9 protein-coding genes and 1 tRNA gene are annotated in these 15,779 nt (G+C 64.4%); 3 read left to right on the top strand and 7 right to left on the bottom strand.

All coding sequences use genetic code 11. The features are described 5' to 3' along the window. Positions 1–52: 52 nt before the first annotated feature. Both EJ070_RS26150 and rpiA read right to left on the bottom strand, forming a co-directional pair. Positions 53–670 (bottom strand): DUF2059 domain-containing protein, encoded by a 618-nt coding sequence (locus EJ070_RS26150; RefSeq protein ID WP_126093948.1) that lies wholly within the window; start codon positions 668–670, stop codon positions 53–55. Further along, positions 657–1,388, bottom strand: a complete 732-nt coding sequence (gene rpiA, locus EJ070_RS26145; protein WP_126093947.1) for a ribose-5-phosphate isomerase RpiA — start codon at positions 1,386–1,388, stop codon at positions 657–659. The genes EJ070_RS26150 and rpiA overlap by 14 nt, the downstream gene beginning before the upstream one ends. Before the next feature lie 150 nt (positions 1,389–1,538). Between rpiA and EJ070_RS26140 the strand changes: the two genes are divergently transcribed. Together EJ070_RS26140 and EJ070_RS26135 are read left to right on the top strand one after the other, a co-directional pair. Next, positions 1,539–2,219: a phosphoglycolate phosphatase gene (locus EJ070_RS26140; RefSeq protein ID WP_126093946.1), complete on the top strand. Its 681-nt coding sequence runs from the start codon at positions 1,539–1,541 to the stop codon at positions 2,217–2,219. Between the two features lie 125 nt (positions 2,220–2,344). Then, positions 2,345–2,419 (top strand) — tRNA-Val (locus tag EJ070_RS26135). Between the two features lie 69 nt (positions 2,420–2,488). Here EJ070_RS26135 and EJ070_RS36385 read toward each other — a convergent pair. The 3 genes from EJ070_RS36385 to EJ070_RS26125 all read right to left on the bottom strand — a co-directional run bounded on the left by EJ070_RS36385 (position 2,489) and on the right by EJ070_RS26125 (position 7,982). Then, the gene (locus tag EJ070_RS36385; RefSeq protein ID WP_181177192.1) at positions 2,489–2,659 is read right to left on the bottom strand and encodes a hypothetical protein; all 171 of its coding nucleotides are present in this window, start codon (positions 2,657–2,659) and stop codon (positions 2,489–2,491) included. Positions 2,660–2,791: 132 nt separating this feature from the next. Next, positions 2,792–4,318, bottom strand: a complete 1,527-nt coding sequence (locus EJ070_RS26130) for an MBL fold metallo-hydrolase (RefSeq protein ID WP_126093945.1) — start codon at positions 4,316–4,318, stop codon at positions 2,792–2,794. Then, a complete protein-coding gene (locus EJ070_RS26125; RefSeq protein WP_126093944.1) occupies positions 4,311–7,982 on the bottom strand; it encodes a S8 family serine peptidase in 3,672 nt (1,223 codons plus the stop codon). The genes EJ070_RS26130 and EJ070_RS26125 overlap by 8 nt, the downstream gene beginning before the upstream one ends. Before the next feature lie 595 nt (positions 7,983–8,577). Here EJ070_RS26125 and EJ070_RS26120 point away from each other — a divergent pair. Then, complete coding sequence (locus tag EJ070_RS26120; RefSeq protein ID WP_126093943.1) at positions 8,578–9,264, top strand: Crp/Fnr family transcriptional regulator; 687 nt, start codon at positions 8,578–8,580, stop codon at positions 9,262–9,264. A gap of 17 nt (positions 9,265–9,281) precedes the next feature. On the opposite strand, the gene EJ070_RS26115 is transcribed toward EJ070_RS26120, so the two are convergent. Then, positions 9,282–13,562: a cytochrome P450 gene (locus tag EJ070_RS26115; RefSeq protein WP_126093942.1), complete on the bottom strand. Its 4,281-nt coding sequence runs from the start codon at positions 13,560–13,562 to the stop codon at positions 9,282–9,284. 120 nt (positions 13,563–13,682) lie between these two features. After that, positions 13,683–15,464 carry an adenylate/guanylate cyclase domain-containing protein gene (locus tag EJ070_RS26110; protein WP_126093941.1) on the bottom strand — a complete coding sequence of 594 codons (1,782 nt, stop codon included), beginning with the start codon at positions 15,462–15,464 and terminating at the stop codon, positions 13,683–13,685. Positions 15,465–15,779: the final 315 nt, after the last annotated feature.

Below are 15,779 nucleotides of genomic sequence, written 5' to 3'. Positions count from 1 at the left end.
ACCCGGGCTCTTCTGGTCCAGCGGCCGTGATCGGCCGAAGCGCCTGTGCGGATCAGTTCTGCGAGTTGTCGGCCGGCGCCGATCCATCGGCAGGAGCCGAGTTGTCGGCCGGGGCGGAGCCGTCGGCGGGTGCCGTGGCATCCTGCGCGGGCTTGGCCGGGGCCGCTGCTTTCGCGGCGGCGGCCAGCGTCTCGCCGACCTGCTGGGCAAGATCGCGGGCGACGCCGTTCTGCCAGATGTCGGCTGCTTTCACGAGGTCGCGCGTCACCGCCGGGCCGCTGTCGAGCAGCTTCTTGCCGGCGTCCGAGCTATAGAAGGCGGCGATATCGTTGAGGTCCTTCTCGGAGAACACCTTCGCATAGGCGAGCGCCGCCTCTTTCTCGAGATCGGCGCGCCGCGAAGCGAGGCCGATCGCCTTCTCGGTGACGGTCTTGCCGATCAGTTCCTGCATGTCGGGGTTCTTCTGGATGAGCTGGTTCTCAAGCGCCGCCGCCGCCTGCGGCAGGATATTGTCGAACGGGTCCGTGGCATGGATAGCCACAACTGCGGCCCGCGCGGCCTTGAGATGCGATTCGCTGATATCCTGCGAAAACGCCGGCGAGGACAGCGCGAGAACGGCTGAGGCCGCCAGAAGCGTCGAAAGACGGCGAACCCGTTTATGCAACATCATGGTCGATAGAACTCCCTGGTTTTCGGGCGGCATGGACGGTTTGGATACCGTCGCCGCCGGCGATGATGGCCGTTGACGCCAGCCCGATGAATAGACCGTGCTCGACAACGCCCGGAATGGCGAAGAGAGCGTTCGAAAGCGCTCTTGTATCCGGAATGCGGCCAAAAGATGCATCGAGGATAAAGTGGCCGCCGTCTGTAACAAATGGCTGGCTCCCCGTCATCCTCAATGTCACCGGACCGGCAAGGCCGAGGTCCGCCGCAGCCGCGCCGACGGCGATCTCGGTGGCGCGCAGGCCGAACTTGTTGACTTCGATTGGCAGCGGAAACCGGCCGAGGGTCTCGACCATCTTGGACCGATCGGCAATCACGATCATGCGATCGGAAGCCGCGGCGACGATCTTTTCGCGCAGGAGCGCGCCGCCGCCGCCCTTGATCAGCGTCAGCGCCGGATCGATCTCGTCGGCGCCGTCGATGGTGAGGTCGAGTTCGGGCGTTTGCTCCAGCGTCGATAGCGGCACGCCGAGCTCGCGGCACAGTGCCGCGGTACGCTCGGATGTGGGCACGCCGATGACCTCGAGGCCGGTCGCGACCTTTTCGGCCAGCAGCCGGACGAATTCGTCGGCGGTCGTGCCTGTGCCGATGCCGAGCCGCATGCCGTTGCTGACATGGGCGAGCGCCGCCCGCGCGGCCTCGACCTTCAACTGCCTTGCATCCATCCGCTCTTGTCCCGGTTTCGCTGGTTTGGCGCGCCTCCTAGCATTTTTGCCTGTCCCGTCAAAGGCTGCCTGTGGACCGATAGAGCCTGCTTGCTTGGCCGCCGCGCAGCCTGTATCGGCTGCGGCACATCAATCGCTGCAGGACTGGCCATGACCCGACCGATCATCGTGTTCGACCTCGACGGGACGATTATCGACACCGCGCCAGACCTGCTCGACAGCCTCAACCACAGCCTGGCAGCCAGCGACCTCGCCGCGGTCGACGAGGCCGGCTTCAGGCGCTTTGTCGGTCACGGCGGCCGCGTCATGATCGAACGGGCGCATGCGGCGCAGAACAAAGCGCTGATGGCGGAAGAGCATGACCGGCTGCTGAAGCTTTTTCTCGATCACTACACGCTCAACATCCCCGGCAAGTCGCGCCCCTACCCCGGCGTGACTTCGGCCCTCGATCGCTTCGAGGCCGCCGGCTACCTGATGGCGGTCTGCACCAACAAATACGAAGCGAATTCGGCGACGTTGATCGGGGCGCTCGGCATGGACAAATATTTCGCCGCGATCTGCGGCCAGGACACGTTCGCCTTTCGCAAGCCCGATCCTCGCCATCTCATCGAGACGATCAGGCTGGCGGGCGGCGACCCGTACAACGCCCTGATGGTCGGCGATTCGCAGACCGATATCGACACCGCCAAGGCGGCCGGCATTCCGGTGGTGGCGGTGGATTTCGGCTATACGGACCGCCATGTGCGCGAGTTCGAGCCGACTTTGGTGATCTCGCATTTCGACACGCTGACGCCGGATCTTGCCGAGCGGCTGATCGCGGCGGCGCGCTGAGTTCCGGCTTTTCCGGCCTGCCGGGGCCTAGGAAAATTCGATCTGAAGATCGTCGGCACATTGCCTTGACTTCGCGCGCCCGCCTCCCTTATATCGCGGCTCGCTTCGGCCTTCGGGCAACGAGCGGGCGATTAGCTCAGCGGGAGAGCACACCCTTCACACGGGTGGGGTCGCAGGTTCAATCCCTGCATCGCCCACCATCCAACTGTCTGAGAATGTTGGATGGTTTGGCCCTGCGAAATCTTTCCAAATCTGGACGCTGCTGACGCTCAGATCAGCCCTCGGCGCACGTTCAAATGCGTCACCGCCGTCACCAGTATGGCTCCGGTCATGAAGTAGAGCGTGGCCAGGATGTTGCCGTGGTGGAAATGAATGCCGGCGAACAGCAGGGCCATTACGACGGCAAGAAATGCGATGATGCGCGAGAATTCATCGGGCATGGGGCGACCTGTGGAACGTGACGTGGATGGCCGCCCTCAATCGGCCGAGCGCTCAATAGAGCGGTTTTTCGATTTCCGCAATCTCGAAGCCATGGCGACGCGGCACGCCTTCTGCGCGTCGGCCCGAACTCCCTAAGCCAAATCCACCTCGACCCACAGCCCACCCGCCCCACGGGCATGATCGCGCGGCGCACTGCGCACCGCCAGGATCGAGCCCGAGGGCGAAGCGAAAGCTGGCTTTCCATTCGCATTCGCCAGCCAGGCATCGTCGGCCCGGATGACCCGGCCCTTGGTCTTCGCTTCGAGCGCGGTCAGGATCGCGCCATAGGGCATCTCGCCCCAATGGACCTTCAACGCATCCAGCTTGTTGGTGGGAACGAAAGCCGAGAGGTCCGGGCTCGTTATCAGGTCGAGTCCCTGCTTTTCCGGCGTGGCGTTCTGGCTGCCGTGATGCGCGACCTTCAGATAGACGGTGCGCGCCAGAAGGTCGGCGGTGGTGACGGTCGCCGCTCCCACCTGGAACTTCAGATCCTTCCAGCTCAGCCAATTGCCGATCTGGGCGTCGCCCGGGAACAGGAACACGCGGCCGGTGTCGGTGAATTCGAAGGCGAGCACAAGGCTGGTGTTGTTGACGCCGCGATCGAGCTGCAGCGCCAGGTCGGCGGCAATTGCCATCCAGTCGGCGTCGATGCGGCGCCAGGACTGGTCGCGATCCTCCATGGGTGCGGCGCCCGAAACCGCCCCGGAATAGTGCTTGCTGGTAAAGGCGCCGATATCGACGGCCGGATCGCTGCCCTTGTCGCCGTTCTGCGCCGCGGAAAGCGGCGTGCCGATGTTGCGTTCGAAGGGGCTGAGTTCGTCGATATAGGTCGGATCGTCGGCCTGGTTCATCTTCAGCCCGGATGCGAGCGCCCGTGCAAACGGCCCGCCGCTGGCGAGCGGAAACATCTCGCTCGCCTTTTCCTCCAGTCGGAGAGCTGCCTTGTCGCGCGGCGGACCGAGCACATAAATCCGAAGATTGGGCAGTTCGGCGATCGACTGCGGCGCCCCGCCGGGCTCGAAATAGGTGGGCGACGGTTTTGCGGACAACTTTGCCGCGGCATCGCGCGCCGAACGCACCCGTTCGCCGGCCGCGCCGAACTGGAAACCGAGCACGGCCTGCAGACCGTCGCGGACGCCCGCCATGTAAGGGTTGAGCCCCTGCATGCCGTCAAGCTTCTGGCCCGCGCTTTGCAGCGCTGCGAGCGCCTGGCCCTTGAACTTGTCGAGCTCCACAGCTTCGGCGTCGGCGGGGTTTTCGGTCCAAGCCATCCAGACATCGCCGACGGCAAAATCCTTGAACAGGTCCTTCGCGGTCAGGAACCCCGAGACGTGGTCCCAGTGCTCATGCGTGACAACGAGCACATCGATCCTGCCGCCCGTGTCCTTCTTAAGGTCGGCGACGATGTCGGCGACGAGCGCCGGACCGCCTGTGATCGAGACGTGGATGCCGCAATCGATCAGCATGCGGAACAGCGAGCCATCCGGCTTCGTGAAGGTGAGCAGGTGGCAGTCGCCGATGCCCTGGCAATAGTGCCGGACGGTGACGGCCGACGCATGCGTCGTCGCGGAAGCCGTGGCGTCAACGGGCCTTCTCCTTGCCGCGGGCCTTCTAGACATGGTCGTCGTCTCCGTCGCTGGCATGCAGCAGGGCGAAGGGTTCCGACACCTCGCCGCCGAAATAGAGCGCTCTGAGCGGCGACAGATAGTTTGCCGCCATCGTCCCGGCCTGCCGCTTCTGCCGGTCCGCGCTGCCGGTGTTCTTGATGATCGAGTAGCGGATCTCCTCAAAGCCTTCGCGCGGGTCGATGATGATGGTCGCGCCGCCGCGGAACCAGAAGAAGCCGTTACCCTTGTTCACGCCCTGCGGCGCAGGCGTGCCGTCGACGGCGACGGGTATCCGCTGCTGGATAACGGCGACCACCTCGACGCGGAACGAACCGTCCGGCTCGACCCGCCGCGTCGGCCGTACGCTGTAGATGTCGAAAGTCGTCTCGCCCTTCTTCGGCGCGTGCATGACCGTGCCGTCCTCATTGTAGCGCGGCAGGTCGGGCAGCAGGCCGAACTGCTTGTAGAGGTCCGGGTTGGACGCGAAGGCCTTGTGCATAGCCTTCCACAGCGCGTAGCGGTTCTTGTCATTGAGGGCGAAGATCTCGGCGCGCTTCAGCTTCTGGTTCCAGCCGAGGTCGATCTTGCTCAGCAACCCGCTCAGCCATGGTGGCGAAGGGTCTTCCGGCGCGCTCCAGGCGAGCGTCTCTTCCGAAATGGTCCGCACGTCGCGCGGCAAAAGCTTCCACTTGCGGAAGGATTCCAGGAACGCCAGGCGATAATGGAGCGGATCGTCCGGATAGGCATCGCGGTCGGCAGTGATCAGCGCGCGCAGATACTCGCCGAAGGTGATGTCGACGGCCGGGCAATAATCGAGCGCACGGATGCACATGGTGAGCATCTGTCCGGCGGTCTTGGCAACCTCGTCGGTAAGGCGCTCGACAAGGCTCGGATGCAAGGTGCCTGCCGGCAGGATACCGGTACCGCCGGTGGCAAGCTGGATCAGATCGTCGGTGCGGCGGTCGGCGATGGCGATGAACGCCTGATAGACCGCGAAGACGAGGATCGAGCCGCGGTCATGCGCCTCGAAGGTTTTGTCGTAGTCGAGGTCGGCCATGCCCGAGCCGCCATATTCGCGCAGTGGTCCGGCCCGGCCGCTGCCTTCACCGAATTGCTTGGCGATGCCGGAAAGCAGCGACGCCGCCGACACATCGCCCCTCGCCTTGCCGATCTCGAAACTCACCAGCTCCTTCAGGGTAAAATGCTGGAACAGCGCAACGATGTCGGCAAACGCCTCATGGAAGGCCGGAACGTCCGGATTGGACGCTTCCTGGAAGCGCCGATGCAGCCCGTCGAGCAGCGCATGCGACATCTCATGCGCGATGATGTCGCTGGACAGGCAAGAAAACACCGTCGTCCCAGGTGTGGTGACGTCGCCCTCATTGCTGGTTGCCGGGAAATAGCCGAACAGCAGCGCCTTCTTTTCCGGGCTGTAATAGGCGTTCTCGGCGCGCAGCGCGTGTGGATAGATGCGCAGGCGCGGCACATAGTGGGCCTTTACCGTCATGTCGCCGCTGCGGCCGGGGGTTTGCGAATAGTGCGGCGCCCACAGCGCGCGACGGCCGAGTGCGCGCTCGAAATGGCCGATCGTTGTCATGGCGACCGCGTAGACCATCTGCTGGTGAAACTTCGGATTGCCTTCCGAAGGCGGCAGGCCGTCCTGGGCCAGGAGCACCTTGTCGTTGAGGTCGACCGGATCGTAGACGCGGTCGGAGGCCGGATCGACATCGACCACCTCGAGATATTCGCCGATCGGGCCCGCCAGCAGCGGCTTGTCGGCCGATGGCTCGTCGTCCCAGGGAACCGAGAGCGTCGCCTGGTGGACCGACACCGAGTCCAGCCGCTTGGCGACCGAAGGGTCGAGCGCGTAGATGCGCAGGCGCCGCTGCGGCGGCGGCAGCGGGCGCGGCTTGCGCCTGATCGGCGCCGGGCTTGCGGCGGGAACGGCGACCGGCACCGGCTTGGCGCCGGCCCTGCCCAGCAACCCTTCGAGAAAGGCCTTGAGCGGCTTCGACGGATTGCCTTCGTCGAGAGCCGCCTCGAAATAGCGGTTGCGCGCGGCGGCCGAGATCGCGGCCGGATCGCCATCCGGGTCGGCGATCGCCTGGTCGACGGAAGCGGTGGTTTGCGCCATCTGCATAAGCTCGAGCGCAAACATCTTTTGCCTTTGGACGGCGGCCGGTCGCCGTGCCGCCAGAGAATTGCCGACGGTGAGCAGATCCAGCCAGCTCCATGTATAGGCGGCCGGCGGCAGTTTTCGGAGCTGGTTCTCGGCCGGTGGGGAGATTGCCAGCGCATCGAAGGCGCGAACCACCCCCTGCCCGATCTTCTCCAGCGTCTCGGTGGTGTTCATCTTCTGCGTGGATTTCTGCGCCACCTTGAACAGCGCGAAGCGGACGGCCTCGATGCGCATCCATGGCTGCGGATAAGTCTTCACACGATCCCAGTGCTCGGCCAGCCAAAGCGCCGCGGCTGCCGCGATCTGCGGCGTCGCCGCCGACGTGCCGTTGCCATCCATGTCGACGACCTTGGCGCAGTCGATCTCCGCCCAGGGCACGTTCGGCGTGTAGGCGCCGAGCGCCGTCTTCATCTTCGACGGCGGGCCGTAGTTGCCCTGCATGGTGCCGAAGGCGAGTCCGGCATAGGCGCGGCCATCGCCCATCACGCCGCATGCCGCCAGCACACGGTTGTAGCGCGCGGGATAGACGATGCTGCGAGGCGTGATGGCAAAGTTGTTGCCAGCCGCGGTGACCATGACCAGGCCATGGTCGTAAGCAAGGTTGATGGCATCGACCAGCGCTTGCGAGGCGAGGCCGCCCATGCTCATCGACAGCACCTGGGCGCCTTGCTGGCGCGCATACTCGATGCCTTGCACCATCGTGCCTGTCGTCAGCCGCACCACCCAGTCGGCGATGCGCACCGGAAGGATCTTGGCCTGCGGGGTACCGCCGACGAAATCGGTGAAACCCGGCCAGTGCGGCGAGGTGCCGTCGAGCTTGTTGCCGGCAAGCAGGCTGAGCGTGCCGGTGCCGTGACCGCGATTGCTGGTGAGCGTGCCGGCAGGCGCATGATCGGTCGCGTTGTCCGGTCCGGTGCCGTCATCGACGAAATTGCGCTGCTTTGCCGCCAGAAGCCCGGCCGGCAATGTGCGATGTCCCGGATCGAAGCCGGTATCGAGATGAGCGATGGTGATGTTGGCCTGCTTGGCGCCAACCCTGGTGCGGGCGGCCGCGAATTGGCTGAAATTCGGCCCGGCGTTCCAGGCGACACCGTCCCGGACGACCGCTTGTCCGCCGCGAGGATCCTGATCGTCGAAGGTGCAGGCAGGCGCGGCGCTCGCCGCCATGCCGCGGTCGCCGCTGCCGTTCTTGTACTCCCATCGCTGTTCGATGTCGGGCTCGACTGCCAGGACATCCACGCCCGCCGCCGCGAAATCTCCGCCGCGGGCTACAAGCTTGTGGGCATCGTCCCAAGGATTGTCCGAGCCTGCCGCCTTGGCGGAAACCCGCAGCCAGGTCGCGCCACGGTCCCCCGCCGCCCCGTAGTCAGCGCTGGACGCACCCGGCGGCAGGGTCAGGATCGGTTCGGCGTCGATGCCCCCTATGCCAAGCGACCGGCCTCGCGCTGCAAGCCCGGTGCCATCGCCGCGAACCTTGATCAGGAGTCCCCTCGCCATGGCGCACCCCCTCCCCGGAAATGGAATCATGGCGTCGGCCGTCATCTCCGGTCAAGCCAAGTTTCAAGCCATGATTCGATCGGTCTGTTTGTCCACCAGGAAATCAAGCCGATTGTGTTTCGGCACGATATGCTTGGCGTCCGAAACATACATTCGGAAAATGACGATCGCGCCGTGTGACAGACGCTTCTGTGATCGCCTTCACATACGTCGGGCGAGCTTCACGCACAAATATTGCACCGGGTGGCACTGGCTTCTGCTTCGATGCACAGGTCCGACAAGGCTTCCGGGCCTGAAAATGGGGCCGTTCCTCGGCAAGGAATTTCGATCACCTAGCCATTTTCAGATTTGCTGTCTGCGCGCGTAGGCACCTCCCACCGACGCGCGCGGACGGCGTTTCGAAGATCGATCGCGCTCCGCCAGGCGTGTCAGTCAATCAATTGCCGGGCCAATCTGTTTTTCGAAGCAGGTTGGCGTCCGGGACTGCTGCCAGAGGCATGTCGCCCGGCGACTGGCGACCATCAACGGAGACGAAGCTATGATCGAGCATGCACTTGTCCTACAATTTCCGCTCAACGAGAGGCGGAATCGCATCATGGCCACAGCCGGCGTAGACGACAGGGGCGCTGTGCCGCGCCTGGCGCGGATCGACCCGCGCCAGTTCGAGATGCTGTTCGGCGGCTGCAAGGTCGAACGCTACGCCGCCGGTCAGCACCTGTTCGTCCAGGAGGATGCGTCCGACCGTATCTACGGCGTGATCAGCGGCACCGTCGAAATCTCGCTCTATTCGCCGGGCGGACAGAAGCTGGTGGCCAATATCGAGCTTTCGCGCAGCCTCGTCGGCGAGATCGGCGCCCTCGACGGGCTCCCGCGCACGGCCACCGCCATCTGTCACACCGCTTGCGAGCTGGTTTCACTCAGCCGAACACAACTCTTTGATCGCATTGAAAAAAATCCGTCGCTGGCGCGTGCGATGATCGAACTGCTATGCGCGCGGCTGCGCTGGGTCAGCGGCGAACTCGGCGACCAGGCTTTCTTCGGCATCGAGGCCCGGCTGGCGAAGCGGCTGGTGTTCCTCAGCGGTGTCATGGCAGACGCTGCCGGCTGGATTCCGATCTCGCAGTCGGAGCTTGGCGAGTTCCTCGGCGCGACGCGCGAATCGGTCAACAAGACGCTCAACGACTGGCGCAACCGGCACATGATCGCCATCAAGCGCGGCGGGCTGCGTATCACCAATGCCGCCGCGCTGAACCAGATCGCCGAATCGCAGGACGACGACTGAGCGAGCCGTTCCCCGAATCAGAGCCGCGAAATCAGGTATCGCAGCGCGGACCGGCTCGGCATGAAGAAGTAGCCGCCGCCCTTCGTGGTGACGAATTGCGGCACGTCCTTGAGCATAGTGACCTTTTCCCATGACGGGATCGAGAACCGGCCGCCACCGTCACGCGCGCCGATCGTCGGATCCTTTTCCGCGACCAGGCCCTGGAACGAGTTCGAGGAAACCCAGGTCTGCTGGATGAACTCGTACTGACGCTCGATGTCGGCGTTGAGGCACATGAAGAGCAACCCCTTCTCGACCTTCCCGCTCCGGTCCTGCTTTTCATAGGTGCGGCCGACGCGCAGGATGCGGTGGCGCTTGCCGATCCTGATCTGCGTCTCGCGGTCCTCGCCAAGCGAATCGCGCGGATTGGAGCGGCGTATGTGCGAGCCGAGCGGGCAACGATGCCCTTGCGGGTCTTCCACGCCAAGTGCGAAATCATTGTCGGCGCCGCGGCCCGGGCGGCCATCGGGGTTGCGCACCAGCGAACTGCCGTCCTGCCAGCGCCCCAGCATCTTGGCCGCCACCCAGCGTGGCGTGACGGCATCGTCGCCAGTCTCGCGCGCAGCCTGCGCGGCGGCATGCTTGCAGTAGTCGTTGAACAACTCGACGTGCTGCTCGAACTGGCGCACGACGAGGAAGGAACCGTTGCGGCCGAAGTCGCGTGGCGGCGGAGGCTGGCCGGGAATCTGCCGGTTCCGCCGCACCTGCGACAGGATGCCTATCCGATCCTGCGCCGCTTGGACGGAGGGCGAGGCCGGATAAAACCCGTGCTCGTCGCGATAGCCGAACAGGAATTCGCCGGGCGCGACCAGATGCATCGGTGCGGCCCCCTTGTTGGCGCGCGACGTGCCCCTGACGATCGGTTGCGAGACACCGTCGGCGAAGCCGAAATGCTCATAGGCGCGCTGGCGCTCGGGCTTGCCGTTGTGGCCGATATGCTGGGATTTCACGCCCTCCTTCTTGGGCTCGCGGTTCACGACAAGCGGTAACTCGGCGACGATCTTCATCCCGGCGCCTGTCGTCTTTCGCTTCGCGGCGGTGACCTCGGCCTTGAGCGCGGCCGGCTCCCTGGCGTAGCAGATGACAACCGCGTCGACCGGCGACTTGGCCGAGCCCCACTGCCATTTGTCGGGCCCGTCCGGGCCTCTGTCGTCGAGGATGCGGCTGCGCTCGGGATTTCCCATACCGTGACGAAAAGCGACCGGAAACGTGTCCAACGGATCGTCGTCGACGCCGCCCTCCAGCCCGAGCCGGCGAAGGCCGTCGGGACCGAAGGCGACTGTCATGGCCCGTCCGGCGGGCACGCCGTCGCCGAAGCTGGTTTTGTCGATGACGAAGTCCAGCCATGCCTTGCGTTGCATTGCCGGCAGATCCTCGGGCACCCGAATTGCCAGCATATGCCCGTAACCGAGCGCGCCGAAAGGACCGAAGAAGATCGATTGGATCTCGCCGGCTTCCAGCTCTTCGAGAGGCGAAGGGGCCGGCTCGCGGCCGACGGTTTCCGCCGGCCTCGCCTGCGGCCGCTGCAACGAGCCGAACAGGCTCACCCAGTCGCGCGCCTCGTTGCCGGTGGCCGAAGCCATGCCGCGCCTTATCCTGGAGTTGATGCGGATGCGGGTGGTGTTGAGATGCGGATAGGCGGAATACCAGAAGAGCGTTGGCACCTGCTGGCGCCGCGCCCAGCGCTTGAAGCGGTCGCCGTCGCGCGCGCCGTCGAGGAAGAGCCAGCGCGTGCGCGGATAACCTTCCGTGTTGCTCCACACCCCGGTCAGGCCTTCGGAGGCCTTGGCTATGAAGTCCTCCAGATAGCTTTCCCAGCTGCCGCCATAGTTGGAGAAGAACATGAGCTTGCCGGTACCCGGCAGCAGCACCCAACGCGCGAAGTGGATGGTGTTGATGGTGGCAAGGAAGCCCGGCTTGAACACCTTCTGCGCCGATATCGAGATCAGGTAGAAGGTGAGCCTCAGCGCCAGCCGCCGCAAGATGCCCGCCTTCATCGTCGAGATCGCGGTGAGATGGTTCTGCGCGCAATGGTCCTCATTGGCGAGGATCCTGTCCAGGGCGCCTATGTCGACCGGCGTGTTCTGCGGCCAGTCCTTGTCCTCGAGGCGCCGCAAGCCGAGGAAGCACAAGCCGACGAACAGCAGGGCTATCGCCAGCAGCCCCAGAACGGCCAGCAGAAGCGCGGTGCCGGCAATCGCGATGTTGGTGAAAGTGATGCCATGGGGGTTTCCGAACACAAGCACATAGGTCATGCGCCAGCAGGCAAGTACGACGATCGCGACGGTGGCGAGCACCGCCGGCGCGAGCAGCGTCGTCGTCAAGGCCCGCCACCAGCGGCCCGGCGGCCGCTCCAGCAGGCTTTCGGCCGGCTCGAAGGCCCAGCCGAATTGTCCCAGCGCCTGGGCATGCCGGCGCGCCTCGGTAAGGACCGCGAGGGCGTTGCCGGTGCCGGCGCGCGGCTTTTCGACGATCTCGCGCACACTGTCGGCAAGCCTGGCCTCGGCCAGGATGCGGCGCACCGAATGGCCGGGCGTGCCCGAAAAAACCAGCCCCGCCGTGCTGCCGAAGGACGGCGATATTTCGATATGATGTTTTTTCAGGAAGTCCTCCAGCGAGCCGCCGTCGGACAGACCGCACACATCCCTGAAAATCGGCCTCAGCCGGTGGCCTATGGCCTGCGTGATGGCGCCGATGACATCGTCGGTGCTGCGGTCGCCGGAGATTTCGAGCACGAGCGCCCCCGTGTCGAGGCCCGATTTCTCGTCCTTGCCGGTGGCGGCGACGGCCAGACTGGTGAAATGTATCGATCCGACCTTGTCGAGCGCGCCGCCCACCTCGTCGATCGCCGGATTGCCGAGGGCGCCGACCTTGTCGCGGACGGCGTCCAGCGGCACGGCGCGGGTGATCGGGCAAACCACGGTGACCATTGACTGGTCGACGGTGCGGCAAAGCGGCGAGCGCTCGAAATCGACCTTGAGGTTCGCCGGATAGGCGCCGACATAGGCCAATTTTCCGGCCCTGCCCCGGACGCGATTGAGTTTTGGCTTGCTGAACAGGGCGCGGACGCATTCGCCGATCTGTATGCGGGCGATCTCGGCACCGATGCACAAGTGAATGCCGTGGCCGAAAACCATGTAATCGCGGTGTGGCCGCGAGGTATCGAATTCATTTGGCCGCTGCACGATTTCGGGATCGAACATCGCCGACAGCGTCGCCGGCATCACAACCGTTCCCGCCTTGACCAGACGCTCGCGGCGCGTGCCCTGGCCGATGATCGCGTCGCGCCTGGTGTAACGCCAAGGCCCGATCCAGATCGGCTTGAAGCGCATGGCTTCGAGTATCGCCCTGTCGAGCTTGTCGGTGCTGCCCTCGGCAAGCGCCGCATCGACGGCCTGCCGCGCATCGGTGCGCGACAGGATCACGTCCAGGCAATTCCCCCCGGCAAGCACGTTGGTCGGAACGAAGCCAGCGATCATGCCGAGCATGATGGAGTGGATGTCGGGCAGCGACAGGCGCTTCTGATCGAGCTGGGCGACAAGCCGCGCCAGCGGCCGGTCGTCTTTCTCCTGCCTGTTTCTGATCGCGGCGATCGAACGATCGATGACCTTGATCAGGCGATCTCCGCCGACGACCGCGAGTTGGCGCGTGGTGGCGTCGGCAAACGGATCGGAGAAGAACAGCGCGCTGAGCGCGATCGACCAGTCGGCGAATTCGGTTTCGTCGTCGATCTCGAGGCCGAAATAGTCCCGGCAGATGCGCACCGGCACGATCTTCATCAGCCCTGCGACAGCATCGAAGCCCGGGGCGGCGCGGGTCATGATATCGCGCGAATGGCGCTCGGCGATCGGCCTGACGGCGGCTTCGACCTGCGACGGCGGAAAGGCGCTGAGCACGGCGGACTTCATCTGCCGATACGCGGCGCCATCCTGCATGCCGAGAATGAAGTTCGATCCCCTCGCCAGCTCGGTCATTTCCGGCCCGTACGGCGTCTCGAACTCGTCGCCGCGTTCCAATATGTCGCGGACGTCCACACCCTTGGTGACGAGGAGAAATCTACTGCCTATGGCGAGGTTCGGGTGGCAGCGCCGCAGCCAGGCCAGCCACCAATGGGGATGATCCTGCACCAGGAACTTGGCTATGCGCGCCGGCAGGCCCTTCTTGCGCAGCCGATCGATGTCGAAAGGCGGCATCGCCGACACGGGGCCTTGTTTTTTCTGGGCTTCCCAAATGCCTTTGAAATACTTCCAGTTGATCATGCGCGCTCGAGCCCCCCGGCTGTCAACGTGACTGCGATGCCGGCCGTCTCTTTGGCCTAGGTTTGGTTCAGTCCGGCGTATGTGAATTCCGTCACAGTGATTTGTCTTCGGCGATGGTGATCATGCAATGGACTTGGCTTGATCGAAATTGGCGATCAGGAAGTTGTTTTTCGCCGCGTCCACGAACGGTATCCAGCGAATCCTCTGCTCGGAAAAGTCGGGATGTCTGGTCGCGAAAATGGCAAGTTCCCGCTTGGCCTCGTCGCGGCGGCCGCTTCGCATCAAGGCGCCGATCTTGAGAAACCTGGCGTAGAAATATCCCGGCGAAAGGTTGAGCGAGCGATCGGCAACGGCAATTGCCGCGGGCCAGTCCTCGACGAAGCAGTATGCGGCGGCCAGTTCCCCCAGATTGTGGAAGCGGTAGAGGTCGAACGGGCTGAGCCGCTCGGTATCCAGGAAGAACGGGATCGCGCCTGCGGCATCGCCGAGCAGCAAGCGCGCGCTGCCCATTGCCGAGCGGGCGAAAGCAAAGCTCGGATTGATGTGGATCGCTTCGGCCAGATGCTCGGCGGCCGACGCCGGCTGGCCGCGCATGATGTCGGCCGCGCCGAGATAAGCGTGCGGGCGCGCGTCGAGGCTGTCCATCAGAAGCGCTTTGCGCGCCAGCGCCTCGACCTTGTCCAGGTCGTCGCTGTCGCCGAAGCGCAGCCAGGCCCGCCAGAAATACCACCATGCCAGTTCGTTCAGCACGGCGCTGGAATTCGGATCCTCCTGGTAGGCCTTGTCGAAGAATTCGAGTGCGATTTCTGTGTCGCTTCGCGTGCGCCTGTTCATGTGCCAGCGGCCGCGCCGCACCAATTGCCAGGTCTCGAGACTCTCCCATGGCACCTGGAAGGTCCGCACCTGCTCGGCCCGGTCGACTTCCTTGTCGAGGATCGAGACGATCTCGGAGCCGATCTGGTCGCGCAGGCTGAAGATATCGACGAGGTCGCGGTCGAAGCGCTGTGACCAGACGAGGCGCCCGTTCGAGGTATCGGTGAGCGAGGCATTGAGGCGTATCTGCCCGTTGTGGCGCGCCAGCGTGCCGCTGACGATGTAGCGCGCGCCGAGCGCATTGCCGATGAGCCTGGTCCCGAGGCTGTCGTCGCGGAACTGGAAGCTTGAGCCCTTGGCGATCACCGAAAGCCAACGGGTATTGGAGAGGCCATAAATGATATCCTCGGCGATACCATCGGCCATGTATTCGACATCGGGTTCGCTTCCGTCGCCCTGGAACGGCAGCACCGCGATTGCCGGCGGTCCCTTGGCAACGGGTTTGTAGTGACCGGGCGCTGTGGGGATGGCGGCCAAGGGAGCCGCCATCGCGGCACCGTTGCCATCGCGCCCGGCTATCAGGACGCGCACCGGCAGCGCGATGTTCTTCAGCATGAACTCGCCGAGATCGGTGAAATTCGCCGCCGTCTTGTCCTTGACGTGATGCCAGGTCGTCTCGGAAATGGCGAGGCCGTCATGCGGGGCGAACTCCTGGAGCCGGGCGGCGATGTTGACATCGTCGCCATAGAGGCGGCCTTCGCGGACGATGACATCGCCGGTGTTGATCCCGGCCCGGAACGGCATGCGCATCTCTTCGGCGGCCGATGCATTGAGTGCCATGATCCGATCCTGGAAATCGAAGGCCGCGCGCAAGGCTTCGATCGGATTGCCGAATTCGGCCATGATGCTGTCGCCGGCGACGCCGAAGGTGCGGCCGCCAAAGGCACCGCAACTGTCGGTGATGATATCGCGCCTTTCCTCGAAGGCCGCGACGGCAAGTTCGTCGTCGATGCCCATCAGCCGTGAAAAGCCCACGGCGTCGATAGAAATGATTGTCGCGAGCTGACGGGTATAGTTCCGTTCAGCCATGGTTGAGCCCCCGGTCCCTGCTTTCGGTCCAGAACAGGCGACTTCCGCTGGAAAAAGCACTTCGCCGTTTGCCGACGGAACAATCCCCGGCAGGCTCGGCGCGCCGTTGCCACCCTGTTAGACCGGAAGTCTAACAGGGTCTGGCCAAAAGCTCTACCACGAACAGCTAATGGAATGCGTCTGCGGTCGGACCCATGGTTAGCCGTCTGTTACCTGAAGCACCAGGTCGCAGAAACTTCCTTACATATTGAAATCCCGAGGCTTTGGCTTTTTCAGGAGCTTGCAAACGAACCATGGAAGCGCTCTTGCCAGCCA

The organism is Mesorhizobium sp. M1E.F.Ca.ET.045.02.1.1 (assembly GCF_003952485.1).
In the GTDB taxonomy this organism is placed as follows: domain Bacteria; phylum Pseudomonadota; class Alphaproteobacteria; order Rhizobiales; family Rhizobiaceae; genus Mesorhizobium.
Note: the sequence above shows the minus strand (reverse complement) of the source record. Positions and strands in the feature narration are given on the sequence as shown.